Source organism: Methylococcus sp. EFPC2 (assembly GCF_016925495.1).
GTDB lineage: Bacteria > Pseudomonadota > Gammaproteobacteria > Methylococcales > Methylococcaceae > EFPC2.
Window position 1 is genome coordinate 1167896 of sequence record NZ_CP070491.1, and the last position, 15984, is coordinate 1183879.

Sequence of the window (15984 nt, forward strand, 5' to 3'; positions counted from 1 at the left end):
ATGGCCTACCCATTCGAGCAGATCAAGAAAGACCTCGCCCATCGCAAGAGTCAGAAGCCGGTTTTGCGCTGGTGGGATAAAGCCAAGTCTGTTTTGGGAGGGGGTGGCCCCAAGATAGTGCGTCCAACGGGCGCAGCCGAGCCGAGGTCTTTCCTGTTCGAAACGCTGGAGCCGCGCGTGTTGTTGTCGGCGGACTTGTCTTACGGCGCCGGTCAGGGAGCGGCGAGCGAATTGACGTTGACCCTGGATGCGGCCGGCACCAATTTCCAACTGGTCGATGCCGCCAACAATGTCATTTCCAGTGACCTGGTGGCAGACGCGGCCAGCGGCGGAGTTACGATCACGGGCACGGGAGGTAACGATACCCTGACGCTGGATATCGCCAGCCTGGGAACCGCCTTGGACGCCCTCAGTCTGCCGTCCCTCGGCATCAACCTGTCAGGCGGCGGCAACGACAGCCTGGTCGCCAAGGCGCCACCATCGCAGACGGGCGCCGATTTAACGCTCTCGGCCGCTTCCCTCACCGTAGGTGGCGATGCCTTCGGGATCGGCGGATTCGAGAGTGCCAAGCTGGAAGGTGACAGCGGCGACAACGCCTTCACGATCAATGGCTGGGCCGGGGGGCTGGACATTGCGGGCGGCGCAGGCACGGATACACTCACGCTCAACGGCTACAGCTCGGTAGATTACAGTCCCACCAGCCCGGACAGCGGCAGCGTGCTGCTCAACGGTACCCAGACGCTCACCTACTCCAGCCTCGATATCGATCCCCTGGTCATACTCCAGGACGAGTTCGGCGGTGTGAGCGAGTTTTTCGCCCAGGTGGAGGGCTGGGCGGCAGACGCCGCCGCGGGCATCAGCGCCATAGCCGATCAAACGATCAGCGAGATCAGGAACTTGCTGGACACGTTCAACGGCTTTTGGGTCGGGGATGCCAATACCCAGGTATTCGTCGCCAGTCTTGGAAATGATGATCTCGTGCTGGACAGGAAGGATGCCAGCCAGCTTGAGATCAGGAAGGCGGACGATTCCCGCTCATGGGCCGTGGTCGATAGCGCCCAGGTTTACAAGGTTTACCTGGGCCTGGGTAACGATACCCTGACGGTGCGCGATCTGGATGTGGGTGCCGACGTATACGCCTACGGCGGCTACGAGAGCGATGCGTGGTTTCTGGATGGGTCGGACGAAATCAAGTTTGCCGGCAACATCGACCTGGAAGGGCACAATCTGACCGCGGCTGCCGAAACCATTACGGTGAACGGCGACGCCGTGGTCTCGACCCGCAACGTCAATGCCGGCGGTCATACCGCAGGCGATTCGGGCAAGATCGACTTTTCCGCCCAAGCTATATCCGTCGGGGCCAATGCCCAATTACTCGCCGAGGTCGATGTCGGCAGCACTTATCTGGCCGGCGACATCAGCCTGGCCGTCGAGGTCAAGGATCTCTCCGGCGCCTTGCCCATCGACGTCATCCCGACGCCGGACGTGAGCATCACGGTCGCCGCGGGCGCGCTCATCAAGGGCGCGGAGATCAGTGTATCCGCCCAGAAGACCAGTCAGACGGCGATTTTGCCCATAACCCTGGTCAGCGTGCAGTCGAAGTCGGCTACCGTCTCGATCACAGGTGCCACCATCGAAGGCAGCTCGGTCACCATCGAGGCGGAAGCCGCCGACGAAAACATCCTCGAGGAAGATGCCGCGCTGTTCAACAGCTACGGGCTCCAGCCGGCATTTAATTTCTTCGACGTGGCGACCCTGCTGGGCATTCCTCCCGTGCTGCAGGCCGTTTCGGTGGTTACGCGGACGGCCGATACCTCGATCGATTTGACGGACGCCAGCATCGTCAGCAGCGGCGATGTGAGCATCACGTCCAATACCACCGTGCAGAGTTTGGCTTCGGCGGCCGGTGGCATGGATCCCGGCAAGAAGGGCGGCTACAAGAAAAATCCCATCGAATACACCCCCTACAGTGCAGGGTACGCCAAGGCGGACGGTTCGGCCCAGATCAACGTGAGCGGCACGACCACGATTTCCGCCGGCAACGACGTCACCATCGAATCGACCAGTTCGACGACCGCCGAGGTGGCGGCCAGCACGGTGTTGAACTCGGCCCCGAAAAGCAGCAAGGGGGCCAAGATCATCAAGAACCCGAACGAGGCCATCGGGGTCGCCGTTGCCATCACCGATTCCATCACCGTCGCCAAGACCCTCGTCGGCCAGGGCGTGACGATCACGGCCGAAGGTACGGTCAACGTCAACGCGACCGGCGAGGTTTCCAACGGAGCCAATGCCGGCGTGGCGGTCTTCATCGATGGCAGCGGCAGCATAGGCGTGGCGGTCGGCACCGACAAGACGGACGTTCAATCCGTGGTGGACGGCAAGATCACCGCCAAGGCGGTCCAGTCCAAGGCCCTGGATCTCAAGCTGAGCGATATCGACTACGCCACGGACACGATAGAAATCCTCGATCATGGCCTGGCTCCGGGGCAGGAACTGCTGTACCTGGCGGCGGACCCGAGCGCGCCCGATACGGCGCTGAACTCGATCCTGGGACTGGAGAGCGGCGAAGCCTACCGGGTGATCGTGGTCGACAAGGATCACATCCAGTTGACGCGGGGTTCGACCATCGAGCTGGACGCCGCGCGGGCCGACCCGGATGCCACGCAGACCCTGAGCCGGCGGGAGCTCAAGAGCCTGGATCCGGCCACCGCGGTCAACGCGGCCAACGACACCCTCGCCTTCGCTCAGCCGCACGGCTTCGTGGACGGCCAAGTGCTGGACTATCTGGTCGGCACCAGCGACGGCGCCGCCATCGGCGGCCTGACCAGCGGCGCAAGCTATTACGCCGTCAAGGTGGATGCGACGCACATCAAGCTGGCGACGACCGATGCGACGGCGGAGTTCCTCACCGGGGAAACCCGTACCGTCGGCGCACTGACGCTCCACGTGATCGATTTGTCGCTGACGGGCAGCACTTCGACCACGCTGGATTTCGATCCCGCCGCCACGGTGGGCGACGAAGCGGTCGTCGACCTGTCGGCCGATACCCTGCAAATCGCGGCCGAAGATCTGGTGACCGGCCAGAAAGTCAGTTATTCCAAAGGGGACAGCGCCAATGTGGGGATCGGCGGCCTGACCGACAACACCGATTACTACGTCATCCGGGTGGCCGGCCGGGCCGACCGGGTGCAACTCGCGGCGTCCGAGGCCAATGCCCTGGCCGGGACCGCGATTAACCTTACCGCGACGGGTACGGGCAGCCAGCACAGCCTCACCGCGCAGCACATCCATGTGTTGAGCTACGACGAACCGCCGATTTCGTTCAAGCCGGCGGATGCGGTGGCCGATGACGGCTCGGGCAATCTGACGTTCACCCAGCCCCATGGCCTGCAAACCGGCGATGCGGTGGTGTATCGCCTCGATCCGACCATCCGCCACGAAGTCGGCATGACCCGCTACGCGAATTTCGCGCCGGGCAATACCACCGTCAGCTTCAATCCGGGCGGCCTCACGGCCGACGACGAACCCGTCATCGACATGATCCTGGAGGATGCCGACGACGACATCAAGGATGCCATCGTGTTCGGTGGCCTACACGACTACGTGACCGGCCAGCGGATCCACTATTCCAGTGGCGGTGGCAACGCCCTGGGCGGGCTGGTCGACAACACCGATTACTATGTCATCGCGGTCGCCGACGACCGGATACAATTGGCCAGCAGCCGGGCGAATGCGCTGGCCGGCACGGCCATCGCCCTGACGTCCACCGGCTCGGGCAGCGCCCACAGCCTGACATCCAATCCCGTCGATCTGACGGACGATCTCATCGTCAGCACCGGTCACGGCTACGAAACGGGGCAGAAGATCACCTATCTCACCGACGGCGGAACGGCGGTCGGCAACCTGACGGCGCAGACCGATTACTACGTCATCCGCGTCAGCGACAACCTGCTGAAGCTGGCCACGACCCGAGCCAACGCCCTGACGGGAACGGCCGTCAATCTGATCGCGGGCGCCGGCGCCACCGGCACCCACAGCCTGATGAGCGACACCGTCGTGATGCTGTTCGACGGCGGGCGCACCGCGCCGGCCGTCGACCTGACCGCCAACGCCATCGAAATCACCGGGCACGGCTTGGTCGACGGCGAAAGCGTCATTTATTCCAGCGGAGACGGCGATGCCATCGGCGGACTGCAGGCCGGCAACACCTACGTCGTCGTCGTGGTCGACGCCAATCATGTCAAGCTGGCCACGACCGACCAGAACGCTACCGGCGCCACCGCGGAATCCCATACGGTCAACGGCGACCAGACCGTCTATGTGCTCGACCTGACGGCCGGCGCCACGACCGGACTGAGCCCGCATTCCCTGGAGACGGCGGACGGCAGCAAAATCGCCACGTTCGACCCGACCCCGATACCCGCGGTCGACGACGCCAACGACTCCATCCAGCTAACAGGAGAGCACCGCTTCAAACCGGGCGAACGGGTGACTTATCTGGCCGGCGGCGGTACCGCCATCGGCGGCCTGGTGAACGGCCGGGACTATTTCGTCATACCCACCGGGGAGAGCAGCTTCCAGCTCGCCGATGCGACGCTTTCCGCCAACTGGCTGAATGGCGATCCCAACACGCCCAAGCCGCTGTCCGAATTGACCGTCGTTGCCCTCACGGCCGGCGTGGCCACCGGCGACCGGCACGGATTCGAACGGGCATCCACGGCCGTGCACGGCGACACCGCCATCGGTGGCTTGATCGACGGCCAGATCTATTTCGTCACCAAGGTGGACGACCACACCATTCGCTTGTCCGAGTCCCCGCTGACGGCCCAGGCGGCCTTGCCGGTCGACCTTCGCGCGCCCTCGGATAACGATCTCACGCTGACCCACACCCTCCAGGCCCCCGGCGAGGAAGCCGGCATCAACGTGATCGCCGGCCTGGAGTCGGAAAACCGCGCCATTGCCCAAACCCGTATCGGCGGTACGCCGACTCTGGCGGACTTCCTCACCGCCAACGTGGCGCAGGATCCGAAAACCGCCAAGGCCATCGCTGCCGGCGGCGGGAAATTCCTCGACGTGAAAAAGGCGGCCAAGTTCAGCTTGTCCGCGTCGGTCGCCGTGGCGGCGTTCGATCACGACGTGCTCGCCCAGGTCGGATCGACCGCGGAATTGGAGTCCGGCGCCAACATCACCGTCAACGCCTCGGCCGAGCAGTCGGTGCAAGTCAGCGCGGAAGGCACGGTGACGAGCGAGGCCATCAAGAAGGGGAAAGGAAAACTGGGGTCCATGTCCATCGCCGTGGCCACGGGCACCTACGACAGCACCGTGCAGGCCCTGGTTCAGGGCGGCGCCCAGCTCGACGCCCGGGGCGAGATTGCGGTGAGCTCGGACATCACCTATCCCTTGCTGGTCGATTCGCTGCCGTTCCATCAGGATCGTTTCGATCTCAGCGATCCGTCGGAAGGCAGCGTCATTGACGAGTTGGCTTCCGCCCTGAACGGCAAGCTGGGCCTGAACAACATGATGAATGTCTGGGCGTCCACCAAGGGCAGGATTTCCGATGCCAAGGGAAAACAGTCGCAAAAGCTGACGATCACCGGCTCCATCGGCGTCACCTCCTATACGAATCGATCCGAGGCCATCATAGGCGCGGGCACCAAGATCAATCAGAAGGCGGCCTACCAGAATTCGAACCAGTCGGTCACCGTCGATGCCAAGACCACGATGGAACTGGTCAATGTCGCCGGCATCATTCAGCTCGACATGCGGCCGGAAAACCTCAAGCAACTGGCCAAGAGCAAGAGTTTGCCCTTCTCGCTGTTCGGCAACGAGGCCGGCATGCTGGGCATAGGCGGGTCGGTGTTGGTTCAGTCCGTCGAAAACCACACCATCGCCAAGATCGAAGGTTCCACCCAGCCTACCTTGGTCAACGGCGCACTGTCGGTGACCGCCGCCGAGGACATCTGGTCGCTCGATTTTGCCCAGGCCGGCGGTAACTCCGGCAACATCGGCGTCAGCGGCAGCTTCTCGTTCGCCGATCAGCTCAGCGAGACGCTAGCCCAGGTCGATAGCGGTCTCCGGCACGAAGGGGGTCCCATCACGGTCGACGCGAACAGCGTGGTGAACTACATCAACCTGGTCGGCGCGGTTCAGCTGGCCAAAGGCGTCGGCATCGGCGTCAGCGTCGGCAGCTCCGAGGTCGTGCGCAGCACCGAGGCCGTGGTCGGCAAACGCCGCACCAAGACCGATGCCACGATAGGCGACAACGGCACGGTCATCGACGCCGCCAGCCTCACGCTGGACGCCAGCAACGACGGACGCATCATGGGGATAGGGGTGGCCGCCGCCGTGGTGTCGGACATTCCCTTCCTGTCCGTCCAGACCAAGAACAAGAGCCAGAACAAGTTCGGCATCGGCATCGCCGGCGTCTACAACGAAAACCTCGTCACCGACAACACCCAGGCCTACGTCAACGACCGGGGCAAGATCACGCTGGGCGACAATCTCAGCATCGACAGCCAAAATCACACGTCCGTGTTCGCCGTGTCCGGCGCGGCCGCCTTCGTCGTTCCCGTGAAGCCCAGTGCGAGCCAGAAGGTCGCGGCCAGCGTCGCGGGGGCGATCGGTATCAACGAGCTGAACATGACGACCGAGGCCTTCCTCGCCGGGGCCGATGTGGAAGGGGTCAAAAACGTCTCCGTGAACGCAAACCGGGACGGCGACATCTTCGCCGTGAGCGTGGGCGTCGCGGTGGCCGCGCTCACCAGTCCCAGTGGCACCGCCGCCATTTCGGCGACCGGTTCGGTTTCCCTCAACACAATAGCCAGCACCACCCGGGCCTACATCGACAGCGCCGATGTCGACGCCACGGTCGACGCGAGCGTGACGGCCACGGACACCGCCGTCATCAAGTCCGTCGCCATCGGCGGAGCCGGCGCGGGCGGCAGCGGCAAGGCCTCCGTGGCCGTGGCCGGTGCCGTTTCCGTGAACACCATCAGCGGTGGCGTCGAGGCCTATGTCGCCAACAGCACCGCCGATACCCGCGGCCCGGGCATCAGGACCGGCGGCAAACTCACGCTCAGCGCCACCGACGGCACCCGGATCACCGCCGACGCGGGCGGTTTCGCCATCGCCGTATCGACCGGCGGCAGCGGTGGCGCCAAGGTTTCGGGCTCCATCGGCGCCTCGATCGCGATCAACGACATCGGCGGCGATGCCCCGCGCAAGGTGCTGGCCTACGCCGACAACGCGACCCTCGAAGTCGGCTCGGGTGACCTGGCCATCACGGCGGTGTCCACCGCGACCATCGACGCCCTGGCCATCGGCGGCGCGCTGTCCGGCACGCAGGGCTCGGGCGGTTTCACCGGCGCCTTGGCGGGCGCGGGCGTGGCCGGCGTCAACATCATACGCACGAACGTCGGCGCGCAAGCCAGAAATAGCCGCATCACGGTAAAGAGCGGCAACCTCGATATCGATGCCAGTGACACCTCGACCATCACCGCCCACTCCATCGGCGCCGCTATCGCCCTCGCCCAGTCGGGCGGCGGCACCGGGGCGGCTATTGCGGTCGGCGTCTCGCTGTCCCTCAACGAGATCGACAACGACGTCACTGCGGCCATCGAGAACTCGCCGCTGGTGAAGGTGGAAGCGGGCGACGTGCTCGTTTCAGCCCTCGCCCAGGACAGCATCAAGGCGACGGCGGTCGCCGCGACCCTTTCCTCCAGCCAGGGAACCACCAGCGTGGGCGTGAGCGGCGGCGGCGGCGTATCGACCAACCAGGTCACGGGCAGAATCAACGCGTTTATCGCCGGCAGCAGCGTCACCCAGGTAGCCGACGTGGATCTGGACGCGCGCAATACCTCCGTCGTCGACGCCACCATCGCCGCGGCTTCGGCCTCGCTGAGCCTCGGTACGACCACCGGCGCGGGCGTCGCCATCGGCGTGTCGGTCGCGCGCAATTTCATCGGCGTGGAGGTCAACGAATCGACCCCGTCCGACTACGCGACCGACACCGGCCTCGCCCAGGGGCAGACGCTGCATACGCACGACAAGGTCAAGATCGCCGAAGGGGCGAGAGCGGGCGACGTCTACGAATACCTCGGGCCGAACCGGACCCAACCCACGGCCACCGACACCACGGAACTGGCGTCCGGCCAGACGACCAAGGTCCGGTTCGTGAATCCGGGCGACCGCATCGAGGTCAAGCCCGGCTACGCCGGCGCCAGCGGCAACGTCGGCAGCATTTACGAATACCTGGGATCGGCGGCTTCCATCGATCTGGCGGCGGCCGATTTCAACACGTCCGACTGGAAAGTGGTGAGCATGGATCTGCGCACCGAGGACTACTCCGACCCCAGCCTGTGGAAGCAGGTGAACCTGACCGACTCGGCCGCCCAGGTGCAGGCCTATGTCGAAAATTCCGCCATCACCGCAAGCGGTGACTTGACGGCGGACGCCGTCGCCGATCAGAGCATCGACGCCAAGGTGGTGGCCGTCGCCGTGGGCTTGGCGGGCGGCACCAACACCGGCGTCGCGGTCAGCGGCGCCGGTTCGTATTCCGAGAACAAGGTCAACGCCGACATCAAGGCCTACATCGACGGCGACGGCCTGGATACGGCCACCGACGGCATCAGCGCCGACCGCGTGAGCCTGAACGCGGACGACTCTTCGTCCATTTCGGCGATCACCGCCGCCGCCGCCCTGGCCGGATCGATCAGCGGCGGCAACCTGGGCGTCTCCGTATCCATCGGTCTGTCGATCGCATTGAACGAAATCGGCAACGACGTCGACGTCTATATCAGGAACGCCGACCAGGGCATCACCGCTACCGCCGGCGACATCACGATCGGTGCGACCTCGCAGGGCAAGGCGGCCCACAGCCTGAGCCTGAGCACGGCGGGTCTTAGCGTCGCCGCGCTGGACGATGCGGTCAAGGCCGACCAGGACGATCCCGACAGCGATGCGGATGAAGCCCGCACCGACGCCGACGCCGATGCCGACATCCTGAACAAGATCCAGGACGCCATCGAAGGCGCATTGGGCGTGCAACTGGCGGATTACAACGCCGTCTCCGGCGCGTCCACCTTCACCGTCGAAGACGGGCAGCAGGACGTGCAGCGCGGCGACACCGTGCGGCTGGCCGACGGCAGCGTATTCCGTTATCGCGGTTCCGTGGATGAGGTGGCGGTCGATCTGAAGACCGCGAATTTCACCGACGCTTCGCTCTGGCGCAAGGTGCCGGCGCTGAGGATCTCCAGTCTCGGCGAAGGTGCGGGCTGGCTGGCCGTGGACGGCGAAGGCAAGTCCTACATCCTGAAACTGGATCCGGCCGACGCCAGCCGGCTCAAAGTTTCGCAGACCAATATCAACGCGGTTTCCGCGGCGGCTTCGCTGGCCGCCAGCTTCGGTGGCCAGATCGGCGTCGCCGTCAGCGGCGCCGGCGCGGTGGCGCGCAACGTGATTCTCACCGACACCAACGCCCATGTCGAAGACAGCCGGCTGCAGACCCCGGCGGACGTGACGGTCACCGCCGCCAGCACCTCGGCCATCAGTTCCACCGTGGTCGCGGTTTCCCTCGGCATCGGCGGCAGCGGCCAGACCGGCGCCGGCGTATCCATCGGTGTGGCGGTGGCCGACAATCTTATCGGCTACGCGCCCGACGGCAGCGAGCCCCGCGCCCAGGTGCGGGCCTACATGGAGAACGTCGGCGTCGATGCCGGCGGCGACATCACCCAGACCGCCACCGCCACGCAAACCGTCAGTGCGCTGGTCTTCGCCGGCTCGGTCGGCGTGGGCGTGGGCGGGGCGGGCATAGGCATAGGCGCCAGCGGTTCGGGCGTGTCGACCGAAAACAAGATCGGCATGGATGTCCAAGCCTATATCGATGGTGATACCGCCATCGGCAACGGCGAAACCAGCGGTCTCAAGGCCGATCGCATCACCCTGACGGCGCTGGACAATTCGACCATCTCGGCCACGGCGGGCGCGGCCTCGCTGGCCGTCGCCTTCGGCGGTGGGACTGCCGGCGTGAGTCTGTCCATCGCGGCATCCGTGGCCCGGAACACCATCACCAGCGATGTTGCCGCCTATATCGCCAACGTCGACGACGGCGGTGAGACGACCGTCGGCGACATCACCGTGAGCGCCGGCGAACGAGCCAAGATCAAAGCCGTTTCCGCCGCGGCAAGCTTCTCCGCGAGCTTCAGCGGCAATATCGCCGTGGGCCTCAGCGGTGCGGGGGCCGAGGCGACCAACATCATCCGGACCGGGACCAATGCCTACGTTTCGGACAGCGTGCTCAACAGCGCCGACGACGTGGTCATCCGCGCGGCCAATGCGTCGGAAATCCGCGCGACCATCGTCAGCGCGTCCTTCGCCGTCGCCATCGGCGGCAGCACCGCCGGGGTCGGCGCCTCCATCGGCGCCGCAGTCGCCCGCAACGAGATCGGCTGGAACGCCAGCGGCCAACCCTTGAGCGAGGTGCAGGCCTATGTGCTGGATTCCAGCATCCTCGCCCGCGGCGACCTGAACCTGGTGGCTACCACCGACCAGCAGACCATAGACGCCTTCGTCTTCGCCGGCTCGGTCGCCGTGTCCGGCGGCGGCCAGGTGGGCGTCGGCCTCAGCGGCGCCGGCGGCAGCGCCACCAACCGGATCGAGGTCGCGGTGCGCTCGTATATCGACGGCGACGATCCGGGCAACGACGCTACGGGGCCGCGCGGCATCCTGGCCGACAATGTGAGTCTGTCCGCGACCGACAAATCCAGGATCGACGCCACCGTCGGCAGCGCCTCGCTGGCGGTGGGCATAGGCATCGGCGCGGCGGGCGCCGCGGTTTCGATAGGCGTGGCCCTGACCGAAAACCGGATCGAGAACATCGTCGAGTCCTATATCAAAAATCCAGACAGCGGCGTGACGGCCGGCCATCTGTTCGACCTGCCCGCGAGCGGTTCGGCCTCCGTGACGACCCCTCTGTCGGCGGATGCGCTGGACGATGCGGCGGCGACGACAGTGGGCGACAGGCTTGACGCCCAGGGCGACGGTCAGGTGCTCAACGCATTGCGGGGCGTGCTGGCCGCCAACGGCAAGACCGTCTCCGACAAGCTGACGATAGCCATCGAGAACGGCACGCCGGGCAGCCGCGTGTGGACGGTCACCGACCGCGTGCCGACGCCGGATGCGGTGTTCGCCATCAAGGAAACGGGGCCGACGCTCAAGCTTTATACCCGAGTCGGCGGCACCGATACCTTCCTGGTCGACCTGCCGGCGAACTACACCGCGACCGCCACGCCGGCATTCAACGGCTCGGCATTCGACGATGCCGCGGTACTCGACGCCAATGTCAACGACTCTTACGGCGCCAACGAGACCACCATCGACGCTGCGAGTGATTTCTTCCTGCTCCAGGCGCTGAAGAATCAGTTCCAGGCCCGGTCGATTGCCGTCGCGGGCGAGCTGAGGCTCGCTACCGTGGTGGCTGGATCGGTCTGGACGATCACGGACCTCGGCAACAGCCAGACCTATGCCCTGGAAAAGCAGGGCAGTGCGTTCAAGGTGTTCCGCACCGGCAGTACCAGCGGCAACATCGTGGTCACCGCGAGCGAGACGGCCAATATCCATGCGGTCAGCGTCGCCGCTTCCGCCGCCGTCGGCGGCGGCTTGTGGGCGGGTGTCAGCGTGAGCGGCGCCGGCGCGGATGCGCACAACATCATCAATACCAAGACCAAGGCCTATGTGGCGGACAGCACGCTGGATGCGGCGCGTGACGTGGCGGTCACGGCCAGCAGCGGCGCGACCATAGACGCCGAGGTGGTGGGCGTGTCGGCCAGCGTGGGCGGCGGTATCGTGGGCGTGGGCGTGTCCATCGGCGCGGCGACGGCCAGCAACCGGATCGGCTGGAATACTGCGCCCAACGGCCAGCCTCTGGCCGAAGTGGACGCCTACATCCAGGGTTCCAGCGTCGACGCCGGTCGCGACCTCAGCCTGAGCGCGATGGCCAACGACACCATTACGGCGCAAATCGACGCCGTTTCGGTGGCGCTCAGCGGCGGCCTGGTAGGGGTTTCGGCCAGCGGCGCCGGCGCGGACGTAAACAACCAGTCGGCCGTGGCGGTGAGAGCCTATATCGCCGGCAGCGACGTCGCTGCGACGCGCGACATCGCCGTGCAGGCCCAGGACACGTCCCATATCGGCGCCGAGGTCGTCGCGGCTTCGGTGGCCGGGTCGGTGGGACTCGTCGGCGGGGCCGTTGCCATCGGCGTGGGCTTGGCCGACAACACCATCGCCAACGTGGTCGAGGCCTATGTGCTGTCGGCGACGGTAAATACCACCACCGGCGATCTGCGCGTCAAGGCCCTCGAAAACGCCACCATCGACGCCAGTTCCGGGGCGACCGCGGTCGCCGCCAGCGTGAGCCTGGGCGTCACCCTGTCGGGCGGCGGCGCGGCCGCCAACGCCACGGTTCGGACCACCACCCGTGCCTATGTCGACCAGAGCACGCTGCATCTGGGCGACGACCTCTCGGTGGACGCGCAGAGCACCACGACCGCCACCGCCAGGGTGAGGGCCAACTCGGTCAGCATCGGCGTGATCGCCGTCGCAGCATCGGGCTCGGTGGCCACCGCCACCGTGACGCCCACGGTGGAGGCCTATGTCGGCCGGTCAGACGTCACGGCGGACGTGATCGCCATCAGCGCCCAAGCCAGGCCCAAGGCGACCGTCGAGGCCCAGAGCCTGACCGTCAGCACCGGCGTGTCGGTGGGCGTCTCCAAGGCTACGGCGACCGTGACACCCACGGTGAACGCCTATTTCGGCGGCGCCGGCAAGACCATCACGGCCAACGCCTTGACCGTCGAGGCCAGGAACAGTCTGCCGAGCGTCGGCGACTCTGCGAACGCGAAGGCCACCGGTTCTACCGGCGGGCTGTTGATCGGCGTCGACGCCACCGTGACCGAAGTGTCCAACAACGCCCAGGTCCGCAGTTACGTCGCCGGCGGCACGACGCTCGACATCGCCGGCGCCACTGCCATTTCCGCGCTCGGCGATACACGCCAGAAAGCCGTTTCCGACAGCGTCACCGTCGGACTGCTGGTGGCGGTGGGCGCCACCAGCGCGTCGGCGTCTTCCAATACCCTCACCCATGCCTATCTGGGCGAGGGCGTCCATTTCACCGGTTCCAGCCTGAGCATCACGGCGAACGGGAAAGACAACAACTACGCCGAAACCACCCCCGGTTCCGGCGGCATCGTCACCGGCACATCGGCCCGGCCGTGGACCAGCAACAGCAGCAGCACTATTGCGGAGATCAAGAGCAGCGCGGCCACGCCGACGACCGTGGAACTCAGCACGCGGGGAGCGGGTACGCTGGATGTCTCGGCGGAACATACCGCGACCTTCAACACCAAGGTAAGGGCCACCTCTGTCGGCCTGATAGCCGGCGCAGGGGCCGAGAGCGACCACGACGTCATTTCCACGGTCGAGGCGGCCATCGGCAGCCATGCCGTGGTCTATGCCAAGGACATCGCCGTCGACGCCGTCAACCGGGCCGACAAGCCCGAGCTGAGCGCTCAGAACATCGACGGCACCACCGGCGGCCTGGTCAGCGGCGCCAGCGCGGATAGCGAGATCCGCATCAACTTCACCACCCGGGTGACGGTCGGCGACCACGCCCATCTGGAAGTCAGAAACCGCCTGGCCGCGCCGGAAATCTTCGAGCTGCGCGCGCTGAACGATCTGGATCTGCACGAGAAGATCAAGCTGCTCACCGCCGGTGCCCTGTCCGGGGCGGGTGCCTACGCCGACATCCGCACCACCAACGAGCTGGCCAAGGTCGAAATCGGCGACGGCGCGGTCCTGAAGAGCGTGGGCGATCTCGATATCTCCGCGCGTGGCCAGGCCGACGTCGACCTCAAGGCCTATGCCGAAACCTACGGCATAGGCACCGTCGCCCTGGGCGAGGCCATCGTCGAGTTGCGGCCGGACAACCGGGTCGTCATCGGCGACGCCACCCTGCATGCCGACGGCGACCTCAACCTCTCCGCCGGAACCGACACGGCATTCCAGCGGGACGAGTACCGCATCCATAGCCGCATCGACACCTTCGCCGGATCGCTGATACCCATAGACGACCTGCTGGCCCGGGGCTATCTGATCCAGACCAACACCATCGCCGTAGAAAGCGGCGCGGAACTGGAGACCGCCCGCAAGGCCAGGCTGCATGCCGAGCGCCTGGGCATACCGGTGGAAATGGAGGCCCAGGCCAAGGCGGTGAGCTGGGTCAGCGCGGTGCGCGACGCCATCAATTCCCTGTTCGGCGGGGGCACCGGCCTGGAACAGTATTCCGGCGATCTGCTGGCCGTATCCCAAGGCATAGTGGACATGGACGGCACGGTGCGCACCGGCCTCGATCGCCACAAGTCGCTGATCCTCGGCTCGGTGGACACGACTACGGGCATCGCCTCGGGCTGGGATCGGACCACCGGCACCATTACTGACTACGACGCGAACGGCATCACCTTCACCGCCGCCCCCGAACTGATCGAGAACGATCTGGTTCAGGAACTGCGACGTGCGCAGGAGAATCTGGCCGAATTCAGCAACAACACCACCCTCAAGACCTATTACGAAAGCGAGATCGCCCGCATCCAGGCGGAACTCAAGGCCGAAGGCTTCCTGAACGACAGGTTGAACCCGAACACGGGACTGGTGGAAGGTCAGGACGCCGTCAGTCAGACCGTCATCACCGTCACCGTCGATCCGACCTGGGCCGAGGCCGGCTACATCGACGTGCGCGCCGACCAGTTGCAGGGCAATGGCGTGTTCGACGCACCGGGCGACGCCAGTGTCACCATCGTCAACCACACGCCGGCCTTCCTCAAGCTCTTGGGCATCACCATACCGGAGACCAACGGCAGTACGTTCTTCAATGGCGTGAAGCTGGGCGATGCTCTGCTCGACGCCACCCATCTAACGCTTAATTCCGCCATCGACGGACTGAATGCGGCCAACCTGAGTCTCGACAACAGCCTGCTGAGTGCGGAGGGGCTTTCCCCATTCATCAAGGAAACTGCCGCCTTTGCCCAGATTACCCAGGTCGCCGCCACGGATAGCAATGGTCCCGGGCCGACCATTACCATTACCAACGATTTCAATGCCTTGTTGCATACCGAGGCTGAGCTGGGTGCCAACGATCCGCGTGCGGGCGATTACCCGCCGCCGGACATCACGGTCGCCGGGAGGGTGAGCAATATCAACGGCACCGTCAGTTTCATCATCGCTCCGTACGGTGGAGGCCAGGCCGGCGGAGACGTCGTCATCCAAAGCACTGTCCGTTCCAAGCACTTCAACGTGATCGCCGGCGACACCTTCTTCGTCGATGGAGTCACGGAGCAGTCGGTCGGCGGGGACGGCTACGGCCGCTGGGCCGATGCGACCACCGGCTCCTACACCGGCACCGTAAGCCCCACTTATGCGCCTTATGTCGCCGACGCCGACAGCAAACCGGGGGCGGTGAGCGCCGCGCTGGCGCAGTTGCCCTCGGGCGTCAGCATCCTGGCCGACAACATCGATATCCGCGCCGAATACATCAATGTCGGCGGCATCATGCAGAGCGGCGAGCAGGACTACACGCTGACCCTGAATGCAGCGGCGCAAGCCGAGATCGACGGCTATCTCGCCGCCGGCAAGAGCGGAAAGCTGATACTCAACAGCGTCAGCACCGGCCAGTTCCTGGTGCGCTTCAACACCGCCACCCGCCGTATCGAGGTGGAGGAAGTGCGGGTCAGCGGCGGCCACATCGAACTGGAAGGCCGTGTCATGAACACCGCCAAGGGCGAGATCCGCGTACTGGGCGGCTACGGCAAGATCGACATCGTCAACGACACGAACTATGACATCCTGGTGAAGCGCCTGGACGTCGCCGAGCGCGGCGCGGGCGTATTGCTCATCAAGGACAGGGCCAAGTTCCAGGCCCAGCCGCCGGCCGCGGAC

The 15984-nt window shown here is 65.6% G+C and carries 1 protein-coding gene (running past one end of the window); it reads left to right on the forward strand.

The window, feature by feature from the left end:
• Window positions 1-15984: the 5' portion of an LEPR-XLL domain-containing protein gene (locus tag JWZ97_RS05050; protein ID WP_205433721.1), read on the forward strand. 14007 nt of this gene lie beyond the right edge of the window; only the first 15984 of its 29991 coding nucleotides appear in the window; the start codon lies at window positions 1-3; its stop codon lies beyond the right edge, outside the window.